The 16528-nt window shown below is 71.8% G+C and carries 15 protein-coding genes; 12 read left to right on the top strand and 3 right to left on the bottom strand.

The annotated features are described in order from the left end of the window. Positions 1-79: 79 nt before the first annotated feature. Positions 80-1312 carry a 3-hydroxyacyl-CoA dehydrogenase NAD-binding domain-containing protein gene (locus ACYVNR_RS13630; RefSeq protein ID WP_461048599.1) on the top strand — a complete coding sequence of 411 codons (1233 nt, stop codon included), beginning with the start codon at positions 80-82 and terminating at the stop codon, positions 1310-1312. Beyond that, positions 1309-1743 carry a hydroxyphenylacetyl-CoA thioesterase PaaI gene (gene paaI, locus ACYVNR_RS13625; protein WP_458799328.1) on the top strand — a complete coding sequence of 145 codons (435 nt, stop codon included), beginning with the start codon at positions 1309-1311 and terminating at the stop codon, positions 1741-1743. Before ACYVNR_RS13630 ends, paaI begins: the two co-directional genes overlap by 4 nt. 169 nt (positions 1744-1912) lie before the next feature. Here paaI and ACYVNR_RS13620 read toward each other — a convergent pair whose 3' ends face one another. Beyond that, positions 1913-3517 carry a DEAD/DEAH box helicase gene (locus ACYVNR_RS13620; RefSeq protein WP_461048597.1) on the bottom strand — a complete coding sequence of 535 codons (1605 nt, stop codon included), beginning with the start codon at positions 3515-3517 and terminating at the stop codon, positions 1913-1915. A 424-nt stretch (positions 3518-3941) separates the two neighbouring features. Between ACYVNR_RS13620 and ACYVNR_RS13615 the strand changes: the two genes are divergently transcribed. The 5 genes from ACYVNR_RS13615 (at position 3942) to ACYVNR_RS13595 (ending at position 8643) form a co-directional block, all read left to right on the top strand. After that, positions 3942-4844, top strand: a complete 903-nt coding sequence (locus ACYVNR_RS13615) for an ABC transporter substrate-binding protein (protein ID WP_461048595.1) — start codon at positions 3942-3944, stop codon at positions 4842-4844. Continuing rightward, positions 4841-5794, top strand: coding sequence for an amino acid ABC transporter permease (locus tag ACYVNR_RS13610; protein ID WP_458799325.1), 954 nt, complete (start codon positions 4841-4843; stop codon positions 5792-5794). The genes ACYVNR_RS13615 and ACYVNR_RS13610 overlap by 4 nt, the downstream gene beginning before the upstream one ends. Next, positions 5794-6651, top strand: a complete 858-nt coding sequence (locus tag ACYVNR_RS13605; RefSeq protein ID WP_461048593.1) for an amino acid ABC transporter ATP-binding protein — start codon at positions 5794-5796, stop codon at positions 6649-6651. Before ACYVNR_RS13610 ends, ACYVNR_RS13605 begins: the two co-directional genes overlap by 1 nt. A 105-nt stretch (positions 6652-6756) precedes the next feature. Continuing rightward, positions 6757-8076, top strand: a complete 1320-nt coding sequence (gene paaK, locus ACYVNR_RS13600; protein WP_461048591.1) for a phenylacetate--CoA ligase PaaK — start codon at positions 6757-6759, stop codon at positions 8074-8076. 117 nt (positions 8077-8193) lie between these two features. Next, positions 8194-8643, top strand: a complete 450-nt coding sequence (locus ACYVNR_RS13595) for a nitroreductase/quinone reductase family protein (protein WP_052677169.1) — start codon at positions 8194-8196, stop codon at positions 8641-8643. Between the two features lie 98 nt (positions 8644-8741). On the opposite strand, the gene ACYVNR_RS13590 is transcribed toward ACYVNR_RS13595, so the two are convergent. Continuing rightward, a complete protein-coding gene (locus ACYVNR_RS13590; protein ID WP_461048588.1) occupies positions 8742-9299 on the bottom strand; it encodes a hypothetical protein in 558 nt (185 codons plus the stop codon). Positions 9300-9613: 314 nt separating this feature from the next. Next, a complete protein-coding gene (locus ACYVNR_RS13585; RefSeq protein ID WP_461048586.1) occupies positions 9614-9994 on the bottom strand; it encodes a GntR family transcriptional regulator in 381 nt (126 codons plus the stop codon). A 116-nt stretch (positions 9995-10110) separates the two neighbouring features. Here ACYVNR_RS13585 and ACYVNR_RS13580 point away from each other — a divergent pair, with 116 nt between their 5' ends. From ACYVNR_RS13580 to ACYVNR_RS13560, 5 genes are read left to right on the top strand one after another with little or no spacing between them, the layout of a single operon-like run. Then, positions 10111-11586 (top strand): cytochrome ubiquinol oxidase subunit I, encoded by a 1476-nt coding sequence (locus tag ACYVNR_RS13580; protein ID WP_461048584.1) that lies wholly within the window; start codon positions 10111-10113, stop codon positions 11584-11586. Positions 11587-11602: 16 nt separating this feature from the next. Next, positions 11603-12652 (top strand): cytochrome d ubiquinol oxidase subunit II, encoded by a 1050-nt coding sequence (gene cydB, locus ACYVNR_RS13575; RefSeq protein ID WP_461048582.1) that lies wholly within the window; start codon positions 11603-11605, stop codon positions 12650-12652. Between the two features lie 19 nt (positions 12653-12671). Further along, positions 12672-14306 carry a thiol reductant ABC exporter subunit CydD gene (gene cydD, locus ACYVNR_RS13570; protein ID WP_461048580.1) on the top strand — a complete coding sequence of 545 codons (1635 nt, stop codon included), beginning with the start codon at positions 12672-12674 and terminating at the stop codon, positions 14304-14306. After that, positions 14303-16102, top strand: a complete 1800-nt coding sequence (cydC, locus tag ACYVNR_RS13565) for a thiol reductant ABC exporter subunit CydC (RefSeq protein WP_461048578.1) — start codon at positions 14303-14305, stop codon at positions 16100-16102. The genes cydD and cydC overlap by 4 nt, the downstream gene beginning before the upstream one ends. 12 nt (positions 16103-16114) lie before the next feature. Continuing rightward, the gene (locus ACYVNR_RS13560; protein ID WP_458799314.1) at positions 16115-16528 is read left to right on the top strand and encodes a BlaI/MecI/CopY family transcriptional regulator; all 414 of its coding nucleotides are present in this window, start codon (positions 16115-16117) and stop codon (positions 16526-16528) included.

Here is a 16528-nt window from a genome sequence, read left to right as displayed (position 1 = left end):
GCGATGCTAGCCCCGGCCACGGGGGCTGCCTGACCGCCCGGTGAGCACGCGACCGCCCCGACCCGGCAGGATGGCGGACATGGACACGGACACCCCCGAGGCCGGTGCTGCACGCGACGACGAGGGCGCGGTCGGAGCGACGTTCGGCCCCGTCGGCGTCGTCGGAGCGGGCGCGATGGGGGCCGGCATCGCGCAGGTGGCGGCGACGGCCGGCCACCGGGTGACGCTCGTCGACCTCGTCGAGGGAGCCGCGGTCGCTGCCGTCGAGAAGATCGGTTCGGCGCTGGCCCGCCTCGTCGAGAAGGGACGCCTGTCCCAGGACGCCGCGTCGGCGGCCCTCGCCCGCATCACGCCCGCCCGGTCGCTCGACGAGCTGCCCGAGTGCGGGCTCGTCATCGAGGCGGTGCCCGAGAACCTCGCCGTCAAGCAGGGCATCTTCGCCGAGCTCGCCGAACGCCAGCCACCGACGACGGTGCTCGCGACGAACACCTCGAGCATCGACATCGACGCGATCGCCGACGACGTCGCCGACCCCGAGCGCGTGCTCGGTCTGCACTTCTTCAACCCGCCACCCGTCATGGCGCTCGTCGAGGTCGTGCACGGCAAGCGCACCGCGCAGGCGTACGTCGAGCACGCGATCGCGCTCATGGAGGCCTGGGGCAAGACCCCGGTGCGCTGCAGCTCGACGCCGGGCTTCATCGTCAACCGGGTGGCGCGCCCGTTCTACGGCGAGGCGCAGCGCATCGTCGAGGCCGGGATCGCCGACCCGGCGACGGTCGACTGGATCCTGCGCGAGAAGGGCGGCTTCCCGATGGGACCGCTCGAGCTCACCGACTTCATCGGACAGGACGTCAACCTCGCCGTCGGCACGTCGGTGTGGGAGCAGACCGACCACGACGAGCGGTACGCGCCCACCGACTTCCAGCGTGGCCTCGTCGAGGCGGGGCGGCTGGGTCGCAAGACCGGCTCGGGCGTCTACGCGTATGCCGCCGACGGCACGGTGGAGGGGGCCGAGCCCGACCTCGAGCTCGCCGCCCGGCTCGTCGGTGGGCCGGTCGAGACCGACCCGCTGGCCCGCACGCTCGCCATGCTCGTCAACGAGGCCGTCGACCTCGTGGCCCGAGGCGAGGCCGGGGCCGACGACGTCGACACGGCGATGCGGCTCGGCACCCGCTACCCCCGCGGCCCCGTCGAGTGGGGGCGTGAGATCGGCTTCGACGTCGTGGCCGCCCAGCTGACCGCGCTCGACGCCGCCTACCCCGGAGGCCGCTACCGGCCAAGCCCGGCGCTGACCGACGGGAGCCTGTCGTGACCGACACCGGGGAGACCGCGTCGAGCGACGAGGGCGTCGCCTTCGCACGGCAGATGTGGGCCGACGACCAGGCCTCCCGCCGCCTCGGCATGGACGCCACGGTCGTCGAGCAGGACCACGCCGTGGTGCGGATGGAGATCCGCGACGACATGGTCAACGGCCACGCCATCTGCCACGGCGGCTACATCTTCACCCTGGCCGACTCGTGCTTCGCGCTCGCCTGCAATTCGCGGGGGCGCCTCACGGTGGCGGCCGGGGCCGACATCTCCTTCACCGCACCGGGCAGACTCGGTGACGTGCTCGTCGCCGAGGCACGGGTGCGCTCGGCGTTCGGACGCAGTGGCATCACCGACGTGACGGTCAGGCGGGAGTCCGACGGTCAGATCATCGCCGAGTTCCGCGGCCGCAGCCGCTCCCTCAAGCGCCCCTGAACCCTGAGGAACTGAGCACTCGATGCGGGTTCAGCCCCGAGTGCTCAGTTCGCGACCCACGATGCGCGTCAGGAAATGAGCGCTCGACCGGCCCTACGCGTCGAGTGCAGCCTTCCCGACACGAACGCTTCGCGACGAAGTGAGCACTCGACGGGGTGGGGAGGGTGCGTCAGCGGGAGCGGCGCGCGCCGGCACGGGTGCCGGCGGAGAACGCCGCGGCGCTGCTGCCGCTGCTCGTCGAGTAGACGGTCGAGGAACCGCCCGAGCCGGCACCCCGACGGCCGGAGCCGGAGCCCGTGGCGCCGCCGCGACGACGCGAGCCCGCGCCGTCGCTGCGGCGACCGGCGGGCTGCCCGTCGCCACCCTGACCGGAGCGACCGGCAGCACTTCCGGATCCACGGCCGCCGGAGCGACCGGACCCGCGGGTGCCCGAGCCACCCGCGCCGCCGGCAGCCTCGGGACGCTGACCACCGCGACCCCGGCCGCGGCCGCGACCGCGGCCCGCGCCACCGGACGTCGACCCTGCCGAGCCGGCCCCGTCACCGGAGCCACCCCGGTTCCCGGCGCCCGCGGGGACAGCCTCGCGGACGAGCCCACCGGCATACGACCGCTGGCCGGGTGCGAGCTCGCTGAGCAGCGGGTGGCCCAGGGCGACGCGGGTGGTCGTCGGCTTGATGCCGGCCTTGCGGGTCAGGTCGCGCACGTCGCGCACCTGGTCGTCGAGCATCATCGTGACAACGGTGCCCTCGTTGCCTGCGCGGGCCGTGCGGCCCGAACGGTGCAGGTACGCCTTGTGCTCGACGGGCGGGTCGGCGTGGATCACGAGCGCGACGTCGTCGACGTGGATGCCGCGGGCGGCGATGTCGGTCGCGACGAGCGTCTGCGCGCGGCCCGAGTGGAAGTCGTCCATGTTGCGCGTGCGCGCGTTCTGGCTGAGGTTGCCGTGCAGCTCGACGGCCGGAACTCCCGAGGCGTTGAGCTGCTTGGCGAGCTTCTTCGCGCGGTGCTTCGTGCGCGTGAAGACGACCTTGCGGCCGGGCGCCGCGGTGAGGTCGAGGATGACGGGAAGGTGCGAGCCGTTGTCGACGTGGAGCACGTGGTGGCTCATCGTCGCGACGGGCGACTGGGCCGAGTCGGCCTCGTGCGTCACGGGATTCGTGAGGAAACGCTTGACGAGGACGTTGATGGCACCGTCGAGCGTCGCCGAGAAGAGCAGCCGCTGGCTGTCGCGCGGCGTCTTGTCCATGATGCGGCGCACGCCGGGCAGGAAGCCGAGGTCGGCCATGTGGTCGGCCTCGTCGAGGATCGTCACCTCGATGCCGTCGAGGAAGACATGGCCCTGCTGCATGAGGTCCTCGAGGCGCCCCGGGCAGGCGACGATGACGTCGACGCCCGCCCGCAGGGCCTGGACCTGGGGGTTCTGGCCGACGCCGCCGAAGATCGTCTGCGAGGTGAGGCCGAGCGCCTTGGCGAGCGGCGCCATGGCCGTGTCGATCTGGGCGACCAGCTCACGCGTCGGGGCGAGGATGAGGGCGCGCGGACGGCGCGCCTGACGGCGACCGCCCGACTGGGACAGCCGCGTCAGCAGCGGCAGCAGGAACGCGTACGTCTTGCCGGAGCCGGTGCGGCCACGGCCGAGCACGTCGCGACCGGCGATCGAGTCGGGCAGCGTGGCCGCCTGGATGGGGGTCGGGATCGTGATGCCGAGGTCGTCGAGCACGCGGACGAGGTGGGCGGGCACGCCGAGCACGGCGAAGTTCGTGTCAGTGGACACAGGTGGGTACTCCAGAAAAAGTGGGTGGTCGTTCTGCCCGGCGCGAGGGGCCTCAACGGTGAGGGTCGCGGCGCAAGAGCGAATCGACGGGGCCGGCGAACAGGCGCCAGGCCAAGAAGAGGCGGCCCGAGGCAGAACTGGGCGGACCGCTGCTGACCAGACTACCGGAGCGACCTGCTCATCCCCTAACCGGGGCCACCGGGACACCCTGGCAACGAGCCCTGCCGGACCCCTGCCGGACTCCTGCCGGACCCGCGGCCACCCCTGCAGCCACGGGCCGGCCACGCCATGGGCACACCTCGCTAACGGTTCGGCGGTTGCCGTGGGCTGCCGCGGGGAAAGGTGGCAGGATCGGCCAATCAGCCGGCGCACCGTCGCGCCCCGATCGTTTGAACGCCCGGAAGGACCAAGCAACATGCGTCGCATGTCCATCGTCGCCGTCAGCGGCGCCGTCGCCCTCGGCCTCACCCTCTCGGCCTGCGGGTCGGACTCTCTGTCCACCTCGCCCGGAGCGGGCAACACCTCCGCCGGGTCGGGCTCGACCGGCGCAGGCGGCGGTGTCGACCAGGCCCTCGCGGCCAAGGTGCCCGCGAAGCTCAAGACGGCCGGCAAGATCGTCGTCGGCACCGACCCGACGTATTCGCCCAACGAGATGCTGGCGACCGACGGCAAGACCGTCGAGGGCTTCGACGTCGACGTCTTCAACGCGGTCGCGGCCAAGCTCGGCCTGAAGACCGAGTACGTCCCGGCCGGGTTCGGCACGATCATCCTCGGCGTCACGAGCGGCAAGTACGACGTCGGCGTCTCCAGCTTCACCATCAACCCCGAGCGCAAGAAGCAGGTCAACATGGTGAGCTACTACAGCGCCGGCACCCAGTGGGTCGTCGCGAAGGGCAATCCCGAGAAGGTCAACATCGACGACGTCTGCGGCAAGAGCGTCGGCGCCCAGAAGGACACCGTCCAGGCCGAGGACCTCGCCGCCCGCAGCAAGAAGTGCACCGACGCCGGCAAGCCGGCCATCACGCAGGTCATCCAGACCGGTCAGGACCAGGTCACGGCCGATGTCGCGAGCGGCAAGACGGTCGCCATGCTCGCCGACTCGCCGGTCGGGCTGTATGCCGTCAAGCAGACGGGCACGCTCGAGGCGCTCGGTGAGATCTACGACTCGGCCCCCTACGGCTACGTCGTGCCGAAGAACCAGACGGACTTCGCCAACCTCCTCGTCGAGGCCCTCAAGGCCGCCAAGGCGGACGGCTCCTACGAGGCGGCTCTCAAGAAGTACTCGGTCGAGGCCGGCGCCATCGACACCTTCGCCCTCAACCCGTGAGCCACGCGGTGACCGACACGACCACCGACCGGCCGGGTGTCATCGACGCCCGGCCGGTCCGGCACCCCGGCCGCTGGGTGGCGCTGGCCGTCATCCTCGTGCTGCTCGGGATGCTGGTCAGCTCGTTCGTGACCAACGAGCGCTGGAACTTCCCCAAGGCGTTCGAGATCATGCAGCAGACGCCGGTGCTGGAGGGCCTCTGGAAGGGCACCATCATCGGCACCATCGGCTCGATGGTGATCGGCATCGTCGGCGGCATCATCATCGCGGTGCTCCGCCTGTCGGAGAATCCCGTCCTGCGCGGGGTGTCGTTCGTCTACACGTGGTTCTTCCGCGGCATCCCGCGCCTCGTGCTGCTCGCGATGATCGGCAGCGGCATCGGCTTCCTCTACAACCGGGTCGACTTCGGGCTCCCGTTCGGGCAGCAGCTCGCCTCGTTCATGGGTCTGTCGAGCGACTTCACCTTCTTCACCCTCAACGTCAACCAGTTCTCGAGCACGCTGATCGCGGGCATCATCGGCCTGGGCCTCTCCGAGGCGGCATACATGGCCGAGATCGCTCGAGCGGGCATCCTCTCGGTCGACCGCGGGCAGGGTGAGGCGGCCGCCGCGCTGGGCATGAACCGCGGGCAGGCGATGCGCCGCATCGTGCTGCCGCAGGCGATGCGCGTCATCGTGCCCCCGACCGGCAACGAGACGATCGCGATGGTCAAGGACACCTCGCTGCTCTCGGCCATCCCGGTCATCACCGAGCTCTTCTACCAGACCAGCGCCATCGGCAACCGGACGCTGCTCATCATGCCGGCCTTCGTCGCGGTCACCGCCTGGTACCTCATCGTCGGGTCGGTGCTCATGGTCGGGCAGTACTTCCTCGAGAAGCGGTTCGGGCGCGGCTTCGGCACCCCGAGCAACAAGCGGTTCGCCCGTCCCGCCGGAGCAGGAGGCGCCTGATGTCGGAGACCACCAGCACTGCGTCCACCGCGGCGGCCCGCACCCGCACGGGTGAGGAGCAGCCGCTCGTCCACGCGGTCAACGTCATGAAGAGCTTCCACGGCAACGAGGTGCTCAAGGGCATCGACCTCGACGTGCACCGCGGTGAGGTCGTCTGTCTCCTGGGCCCGTCGGGGTCGGGCAAGACGACGTTCCTGCGCTGCATCAACCAGCTCGAGGCCATCGACGGTGGCCGCATCTGGGTCGACGGCGACCTCGTCGGCTACCGGGACGAGGGCGGGCACCTGCACCACCTCACCGACAAGCAGGTGGCCACCCAGCGCCGCGAGATCGGCATGGTGTTCCAGCGCTTCAACCTCTTCCCGCACATGACGGCGCTCGAGAACGTCATGGAGGCGCCGGTCCAGGTCAAGGGCGTCGGCAAGAAGCAGGCGCGTGCGCGGGGGCTCGAGCTGCTCGAGCAGGTCGGTCTGGCCGACAAGCCGAACGCCTACCCGGCGCAGCTCTCGGGCGGACAGCAGCAGCGCGTCGCCATCGCCCGCGCGCTGGCCATGGACCCGAAGCTGATGCTCTTCGACGAGCCGACCTCGGCCCTCGACCCCGAGCTCGTCGGCGAGGTGCTGCGCGTGATGCGCGAGCTCGCCCGGCAGGGCATGACGATGATCGTCGTGACGCACGAGATGGGTTTCGCACGCGACGTCGCCGACCACGTCGTCTTCATGGACGGCGGTGTCGTCGTCGAGGAGGGCAAGCCGAAGGACGTCATCCGCAACCCGCAGCACGAGCGTACGAAGTCGTTCCTCGCGCGCATGCGCACCGAGGACGCCGAAGAGGCCACCGACACCCAGCAGCCCTGAGCCCCAGACACACCCGGTAACAGTCAACGCGTCACGGTTGCACCCGTGACGCGTTGACTGTTACCGGGTGTGTTGCTCAGGGCCGACGTGGGCAGAATGGGGGCCATGACGACGGAGTCACCCTCGGGCCGCCCGGCACTGCCCGACCACGAGATCCCGACCTTCGAGGTCGACGAGCTGCGCGCCACCCAGCTCGAGCGCCTCCAGCGGACGGTGCGGGCGGCATACGACAACGTCCCTCACTATCGGGCAGCCTTCGAGGCCAAGGGTTTCCACCCGGACTACCTGCAGTCGCTCGACGACGTCGCCCGTCTGCCGTTCACGACCAAGGCGGACCTCCGCGCCAACTACCCGTTCGGCATGTTCGCCGTGCCCCGCGAGCAGGTCGTCCGCATCCACGCGAGCTCGGGCACCACCGGACGTCCGACCGTGGTGGGCTACACGAAGGACGACATCGACACGTGGGCCGACCTCATGGCCCGCTCGATCCGCCTCGCCGGCGGCCACCCGGGTGACATCGTGCACGTGGCGTACGGCTACGGCCTGTTCACCGGCGGTCTCGGCGCGCACTACGGCGTCGAGCGGCTCGGCGCGACCGTGGTGCCGGTCAGCGGCGGCATGACCGAGCGGCAGGTGCAGCTCATCCAGGACTTCGGCCCGCGCGTCATCATGGTGACGCCCTCCTACTTCCTCAGCCTGCTCGACGAGATGGAGCGCTCGGGCGTCGACCCCGCCTCGACGACCTTGCGGGTGGGCATCTTCGGCGCCGAGCCATGGACCGAGTCGATGCGCCAGGAGATCGAGCGGCGCACCGGCATGGACGCCGTCGACATCTACGGCCTCTCCGAGGTGATGGGCCCGGGTGTCGCGCAGGAGGCGGCGACGACCAAGGACGGCCTGCACATCTGGGAGGACCACTTCTACCCCGAGGTCATCGACCCGGTGACCGAGGAGGTGCTGCCCGACGGCGAGCCGGGCGAGCTCGTCTTCACCTCGCTCACCAAGCAGGCGATGCCTGTGATCCGTTACCGCACCAGGGATCTCACCCGCCTGCTCCCCGGCACCGCGGTCCCGTCGATGCGCCGCATGGAGAAGGTGACCGGCCGCACCGACGACATGATGATCATCCGCGGCGTCAACGTCTTCCCCACCCAGATCGAGGAGCACGTGCTCGCCGAGCCGCGCCTCTCCCCCTACTTCCAGTGCGTGCTGACGCAGCCCGGTCGCATGGTCGAGCTCACCGTTCTCGTCGAGCCGCTCGCCCCGCTGGGCGCCGGTGAGGCCGACCAGATCGCCCGCACTCTCGAGGCGACGATCAAGCGGCGCATCGGCACGTCGTGCCGCGTGGAGGTGCGGGGTCCCGGCTCGATCGAGCGCTCCATCGGCAAGGCCCGCCGCATCGTCGACGAGCGCCCCAGGGCCTGAGCCCGCCCCGTATGCCGTCTCGGCCGTTCCGCGGCCATCTCCGGTTCGTGCGTGCTTGACTCGGGAGCAGGAGCGCGTCCGGGCCTCACCGGGCGCGTCGGTGGTGAGGAGGGCCTCGTGGCATCGATCGGTCAGCGCCTCTGGAAGGCGGGCAACACGGCGTCGGTCTGGCTCTACCGCCGCACCGGCGGGAAGGTCGGCGGGCGGGTGCGCGGCGTGCCCGTGCTGCTGCTCACCGTGCCCGGGCGCAGGACCGGCGTGGCGCACACGACGCCGGTCGGCTACTTCGAGCGCGACGGCTCCTACTACCTCGCGGCATCCGCCGGCGGGCAGCCCAAGGAGCCGCAGTGGATCCGCAACCTCCGGGCCAGCTCGACGGCGACGGTCCAGATCGGCCGCGAGAGCAGCCCGGTCACCGTCGAGATCCTGAGGGGCACGGAACGCGACTCCGTCTGGACCGATCTCGTCGTCGCGACGGCACCCTTCTTCGCGGACTACGAGACGAAGTCGGGGCGCCGCATCGCGGTCGCGAAGCTCACCCCGGCCGGGCCCGGGTCCACCACCTGACGTCCGGCCGGGATCGTGGAGGGTTCGCGTTGCCAGGACGGCAGGAAACCTCCACGGGGTCGCATTCACCGGCCGCGCGGTCAGCGGGTGCCGGCGGGTCAGGCGATGCGGGTGAGCACGACCCAGCCGACCGAGACCTGGCGCGTGGCCTCGGCCACCATGAGGGCTCCTGACGACGCGGGGAGCGTGTCGAGCACGAGGGACGCCTCGGTGCCGTCGCAGGGCACCGTGATCGTCGCCACCGGATCGCCCGACATCGGCTCCGACGGCGCCCCGTCGACGGCGCCACCCTCGGGCGGGCCCAGCACGTCGACGACGAGCCTGCCACCCGTGGTGGCCGGCAGGCAGCGCCCGGCGATCCGGTAGCGCTGGCCCTTCCTCGTGAGCTGCCCGGTCTCCTGCGACCCGTTCCAGAAGAGGCCCTGGGCGTCGCGCACCTGCATGCGCGACACCTCGTCCTCGGACCGTGGCGGCAGCCCGAGGCGGTCGGCCGTCACGGCGGCGCCACCCTCGGGGACGGTAGTCATGTCGGGCCCGTCGACCGAGACCCTCGGGGACGGCGCCGGGGTCCCGGCCGTGCACGCCGCGAGCGCCCCACCGAGCAGCAGGCACGCACCGACGCCCGCCATCACGCGCTGCGCAGCCACGACGCTCACCGACACCCCTCCCCGACCGGCTGGTTGCCACTGCACGGTACTGCGCCGACCGGCCTGGCGCGTGGTGTCACGTATCAGCGGCCCGACGACGGGCTCTGACCCACAGGGCCCACGGCCCGAGCATCCCCAAAGCAGCAGGAGCACACCATGGGCATCCCTCCGCACGCCGCTCGCCTCGTCGGCACCTGGACGGCACAGTCGGCGCCGTCGCTACAGTCGCCGTCGACCGGTCTGGCGCCATCGGGGCCCCGGCCGTCGTCCACCGCCCGTCAGACGCGGCGCGACCGCTCGCGCCGCCGCCTCACCACCATGCTTCAGCCGGCGCGCTGGGCCTCGCGGACGAGCTCGAGCGCGGCCGCGTCGTCGAGACCGGCCTGACGACACTCGGCGGCGAAGCGCGTGGCGAGAGCGGCGAGGGCCGCCTCCGCCGCGTGCGCACCTGAGGCGACGCTCGTGCCGGCGCGGCTGTGCGTCTCGACGAGACCAGCCGTCTCGAGAAGCTTGTAGGCGCGCGCCACCGTGTTGGCGGCGAGACCGAGCTGGCCGGCCAGACCTCGCACGGTCGGCAGCTTGTCACCCGGCAGCAGGCGGCCGTCACGGATGAGCGCCTCGAGCTGGGCGCGTACCTGCTCGAACGGTGCGGTGTGCGATGCGTGGTCCACGTCGAGCGCGAGGTCGGCCATCCCGAGATTCACCCATCGAGCCTGCGCGCGTGTCAATGCGGCCCGCTCCCGACCCGAACCAGGGCATCAACTACGACGTGTAGTATCTACTACGACCTGTAGTTCCGCTGACCCTCCGGGGAGCCTTGATGGATGCAACGGACCTGGCACGGTGGCAGTTCGCGATCACCACCGTGTACCACTTCCTCTTCGTGCCGATCACGATCGGCATGTCCGCGATCGTCGCCTTCTTCCACACCGCCTGGGTGCGCACGCACAACGAGCAGTGGCTCCGACTGGCGAAGTTCTTCGGCAAGCTCTTCCTCATCAACTTCGCGCTCGGCCTCGTGACCGGCATCGTGCAGGAGTTCCAGTTCGGCATGAACTGGAGCGACTACTCACGCTTCGTCGGTGACATCTTCGGCGCCCCGCTCGCCGTCGAGGCGCTGCTCGCCTTCTTCCTCGAGTCGACCTTCCTCGGCCTCTGGATCTTCGGCTGGGGCCGCATCCCCGAGAAGCTCCACGCGGCGACGATGTGGATCGTCCACGTCGGCACGGTGCTGTCCGCGTACTTCATCCTGTCGGCCAACTCGTTCATGCAGCACCCCGTCGGCTACACGTACAACAAGGCGACCGGGCGTGCCGAGCTCACCGACTTCTTCGCGGTGCTGACCAACAAGGTTCAGCTCGTCACCTTCCCGCACGTCATCTTCGCCGCCTACATGGCCGGAGGCGCCGTCGTGATGGGCGTCGCGCTCTGGTGCATGCGACGAGAGGCGCTGCGCGCCACGGACGCCGGTGAGGACCTTGCGCAGAGCGACGCCCCGATGTATCGCCGCGCCACCCGCATCGGCGCCGTCGTGACCCTCGTCGCCGCCCTCGGTGTCTCCCTCACCGGCGACGTGCAGGGCAAGATCATGACCGAGGTGCAGCCGATGAAGATGGCGGCCGCCGAGGCCCTCTACGAGTCGGTGCCTGCCGGCGAGGGCGCACCCTTCTCGGTGCTGTCGGTCGGCTCGCTCGACGGCTCCCATGCGAACGCCATCATCGAGGTGCCCGGCCTGCTCAGCTTCCTCGCGACCGGCAACTTCGGCGGCGCGGTCGAGGGCATCAACGACCTCAAGGCCCTGTATGCCGACACGTACGGGGCGAGCGGCAACCCGCTCGTGGCGTCGGCGACGGGCTACGCGCCGAACATCCCGACCACGTACTGGACCTTCCGTCTCATGATCGGTCTCGGACTGGCCGGCGCGGCCGTCTCCATCGCCGTGCTCTGGCTGACCCGGAAGGGCCGCACGCCGACCCACCGCTGGCTGCTCTGGGCGGCGATCCTCACGCCGTTCCTGCCGATCTTCGCCAACAGCTTCGGCTGGATCTTCACCGAGATGGGCCGCCAGCCCTGGCTCGTCTTCGGCCTCATGACCACGGCGACCGGCGTCTCGCCCGGCGTCTCGATCGGCGAGGTCATCACCTCGATGACCGTCTTCACGCTCCTCTACGGCGCTCTCGCCGTCGTCGAGATCAAGCTCTTCCTGCACTACGTGCGCAAGGGTGCCGAGCCCTTCGAGCAGCCGCAGGACCCCGCCGACCGTGACGAGGACGCCCCCCTCGCCTTCGCCTACTGAAAGGCACTGGACCGCAATGGATCTCGCAACCTTCTGGTTCATCGTCCTCGGCATCCTGTGGACGGGCTACTTCGTCCTCGAGGGCTTCGACTTCGGCGTCGGTATGCTGCTTCCCGTCCTCGGCGGCAAGAGGTACGCCACCGACGCCGCCGACGCCGAGAAGCGCCGCCGCGTGCTGCTCAACACGATCGGGCCGGTCTGGGACGGCAACGAGGTGTGGGTGCTCACGGCCGGCGGCGCGACCTTCGCCGCCTTCCCGCACTGGTACGCAACGCTCTTCAGCGGCTTCTACCTGCCGCTGCTCGTCATCCTCGTCGCGCTCATCCTGCGCAACCTCGGCTTCGAGTACCGCCACAAGCGGCCCGAGGCGCAGTGGAAGGCGCGCTGGGACCTCGCGATCTTCTGGGGTTCGCTGGTTCCGGCCTTCCTCTGGGGTGTGGCGCTGACCAACATCGTGCGCGGTGTGCCGATCGACGCGAGCAAGGAGTTCACCGGCACCGTCTTCACCTTGCTCAACCCGGCCGGCCTGCTCGGTGGCTTCGTCTTCGTCGCCCTCTTCCTCACGCACGGTGCGATCTTCGTCGCGCTGAAGACGGAGGGCCGCATCCGGCAGGAGGCCCGCTCGATCGCCGAGCGGGTGGGCAGCCTCGCCGCCGTGCTCGCCGTGGCCCTGCTGCTCTGGCTCGGGTTCACCGACGGCAAGGCCGCGTCCTGGGTGACCACCGTCGTCGCCGCGGTCGCCCTGCTCGGTGGCCTCGCCGCCAACCGGGCCGGGCGCGAGGGCTGGGCGTTCATCGGCACCGCCGTCACCATCGCCATGGCCGTCGCGACGTACTTCCTGACCCTTTTCCCGAACGTCATGCCGTCGTCGACGAACCCCGCGTGGAGCCTCACCGTCGACAACGCCTCGAGCACGGAGTACACGCTCGCGGTCATGACGGTCGTCGCGCTCGTCTTCACCCCGATCGTGCTGCTCTACCAGGGCTGGACGTACTGGGTGTTCCGGAAGCGTCTGGGCACCAAGCACATTCCCGACGACGCGCCGCTCGAGACCGCCCACCACTGACGATGCCCGAGGCCAGCCGATGAAGCCCTTCGACCCACGACTCCTCCGGGCGGTCCCGGCCGCCCGGAGGCCCGTCGGCGTGCTCGCCGCCACAGGTGTGCTGACGGGTGTCGCGACCATCGCCACGGCGTTCGCGCTGTCGGCGGTGGTCGTGGCGGTGGTCGAGCGCGGCGACCTCACGCAGCCCCTCGGCTGGCTGCTCGCGCTCTTCGTCGCGCGAGCCGCCCTCGCCGCCACCACCGAGTGGGTGGGGGCGTGGGCCGGGGTCTCGGTGTCGTCGGCCCTGCGGGCGTCGCTGCTGCGCGCGTGGGGCACCCGTGACGCCGACTCGCGGCCCGACCCCGGCACCGCGGTGTCGCTCGCGACCTCCGGCGCCGCCGCCGTCGAGCCGTATGCCGCCCGCTACCTCCCGACGCTCGTGCACGCCGCCGTCGTGCCGGCCCTCGCCGTCGGCACGCTCGTCGTCGTCGACTGGCCGAGCGCCCTCGTCGTGGTGCTGACGCTGCCGTTGCTCCCGCTCTTCGCCGCCCTCATCGGCCGCGCCACGGAGGAGTCGACGCAGCGGCGTTGGTCCGCGCTGGCCGCGCTCTCCGGTCACTTCCTCGACGTCGTCCGCGGCCTGCCGACGCTCGTCACCTACGGGCGGGCACGACGCCAGGTCGAGACCGTGCGTGCGGTGAGCGACCGGCACCGCCGCGCCACGATGGAGACGCTGCGCATCGCCTTCCTCTCGTCGGCCGCCCTGGAGCTGCTGGCGACGATCTCGGTCGCCATCGTCGCCGTGACCGTCGGCCTGCGGCTCTCGCACGGCTCGATGGCCCTCGGCGCCGGGCTCGTCGCGATCCTCCTCGCGCCCGAGGCGTACTGGCCGGTGCGCCGGGTCGGTGCCGAGTACCACTCCGCCGCCGACGGCGCCGTCGCCCTCGACGCCATCCTCGCCGAGCTCGACCACGCCCAGCCGTCCTCCCCCTCCCCTGCCACCCATTGCTCGCCGAACGCAGCGTTCGGGGTGGGTGGGGAGGTGCGACTCGAGAGGGTCACCTACGCGTATGCCGGCTCGCCCGTCCCCGTCACCCGGGACCTCTCGCTCGTGGCCGGGCCCGGGCTGACCGTCGTCACCGGGCCCTCCGGCGGCGGCAAGTCGACGCTGCTCGACCTCGTCGCGGGGCTGCGGGTGCCCACCGCGGGCACCGTCGCCGCACCGCGTGCGCACTACGTCACGCAGCGGCCGTTCCTCGCGACCGGCTCGGTGCGCGAGGCGCTCACCATCGGACACCCTGCGACCGACGAGCAGCTGTGGGAGTCGCTCCGCGCGGTCGGCGTCGACGGGGTCGTCGCCTCTCTCCCCGGCGGGCTCTCGGCCGACCTCGGCGACGACGGCTTCGGCCTCTCCGCGGGCCAGCGACAGCGCCTCGCGCTCGCCCGGGCCTGGCTCGCCCCCGAGACGGTGCTACTCCTCGACGAGCCGACCGCGCACCTGGACCCCGACGGGGCGGCGCACCTCGCCCAGGTCGTCGCCGACCTCGCCGAGCGACGCGTCGTCATCGCGGTCACGCACCGCGACGAGCTGCTCGCCCACGCCGACCAGCACGTCGTGGTGAGGCGCCCCGACGCCGCAGGCTCCCTGCTCGACACCGAGGAGTCCGTCCGATGAGCGCTGACACCCGGCCCGTCTGGTGGCCCACCGCCGGCACCCTGCGAGGTGGGCTCCTCGGCGGCATCGCGACCGCCTCGGGCATGGCCCTGACCGCGACGTCCGGTTGGCTCATCGTCCGGGCGGCCGAGCGGCCGGTCATCCTCACCCTGCTCACCGCCATCGTCATGGTGCGCGCGTTCGGCATGGCCCGGCCCGTGTTCCGCTACTGGGAGAGGCTCGTCAGCCACGACGCCGCGCTGCGGCTGCTCGCCGACCGTCGCACCCGGGCCTACGAGGGCCTCATCCCCCTCACCCCGGCGAGGCTCGGCCGACGGCGCCGCGCGGACGTGCTGACCGGCGTCGTCGACGACCTCACCGACGCCGTCGACGCGCAGGTGCGCGTCACCGTGCCCGTCCTGTCGACGGCGGTCGCCGGAGGCATCGTCGTCGCCCTGGCCATGGCCCTCTCGATGCCGGTCGGACTGGTGATGCTCGCGCTCGGGTGCGTCGTGGTCCTCGTCAGCGCGCTCGCCGCCGCGCTCGAGTCCCGTTCTCTCCCCGAGCTGCTGGCTGCACGCGCCGAGGTCACCCGGGTCAGCGAGCTCGTCGCGAGCCAGTCCGGTGAGCTGCGGGCCGTCGGGGGCTGGGCGACCGCCATGACCTGGCTCGACCGGGCCCACGCCACCCTGGCCCGCAGCACCCGGCGCATCAGCGCGGGTCGCTCGCTCGCTGCGTCGCTCTACCTCGTGGCCGTGGGCGCGGCCGTGGCGGTGGCGGCCGTCATCACGCGCGACCTCGACGTCGCCACGCCGGTCAAGGCGCTGCTCGTGCTCACGCCGGTCGCGGTCTCGGACGCCGTCACCCCGCTCGTCGACGCCATGCGCGCGCTGGCCCGGGCCCGCGGCAGCGAGCGCCGCGTCGACGCCCTGCTCGGCCTCTCCCCCGCCGTCGTCGACCGCACCACCGACACCGCGGCCGACACCGCGGCCGACACCGCGGCCGACACCGTGCGCGACACCGCCGCCGACACCGACGTCACCGTGGCCGCCCGACCCGGCGCGACGGCATACGGACGCGGTGGCGTCGAGTTGCGCGACGTCACGGCGTCGTGGACCGGTGAACGCACCGACCTCGCCCCGACCGACCTCGTCGTCGAGCCCGGCACGTCGGTGGCCGTCACTGGCGCGAACGGCAGCGGCAAGTCGACCCTGCTCGCCGTGCTCGCCCGGCACCTCGACCCGACGAGCGGCACCTACCACCTCGACGGCGTCGACGCGCTCGACCTCCCTCTGGCACAGACTCGTTCGCAGGTCGCCGTCGTCGACGACGAGACCCACGTGCTCGCGACGAGCCTGCGCAACAACCTCGTGCTGGCCCGTCCGGACGCCACCGACGACGCCGTCGACGCCGCCCTGGCGGCCGCCGGCCTCACCGCCCTCCGCACGAGCCTCCCCGACGGCCTCGACACGACCCTCGGCGCCGGGGGACGCGGCCTCTCGGGCGGCGAGCGCGCCCGCCTCGGCATCGCGCGGGCCCACCTCAGCGAGCGGCCGCTCGTGCTGCTCGACGAGCCGGTCGCCCACCTCGACCCGCCCACGGCCCGTGCCGTCGTCGAGGACCTCACGTCCCTCACGAACCGGCCGGGCGCCCACGGCACTCCCCGGACGATCATCATGGTGACCCACCGCGACGACGGCGCCGACCTGTTCGACCGTGTCGTCGAGGTGCGGCGCCGGCCATCGGCGACGATGGCACCCACCGCGGTCACCCAGCCGGGCGACCGCACGCACGGAAGCGGCCGCACCGGCCGATAGATTGGAACCGCCATGCCCAGCACACCCCGCAACCGCCTCGGCGACCTCGAGCGCGCCGTCATGGAAGAGCTCTGGCGCACCGCCGACGCCCACCCCGAGGGCCGCACGGTGCGTGAGGTCCACGACTCCATCGGCGTCGAGCGCGGCCTCGCCTACACGACCCTCATGACGGTGCTCGACCGCATGGCGAAGAAGGACCTCGTCCAGCGCGAGCGCGACGGCCGCGCCTGGCGCTACACGCCCGCGTCGAGCCGCGCCGAGCTGACGTCCGAGTCGCTGCACCACACCCTCGGCGAGCTCGCCGGCGACACGCGCCGATCGGCCCTGCTGCACTTCCTCGACGAGTCGACCCCCGAGGAGATCGACGAGCTGAAGGCCGCCCTCGCCGAGCTCGAGGCGCGCCGACCCGACCAGCGCAGAGCCTGA

The sequence above is a fragment of the Terrabacter koreensis genome, assembly GCF_054783315.1.
This window is presented reverse-complemented; position numbering and strand designations above follow the sequence as displayed.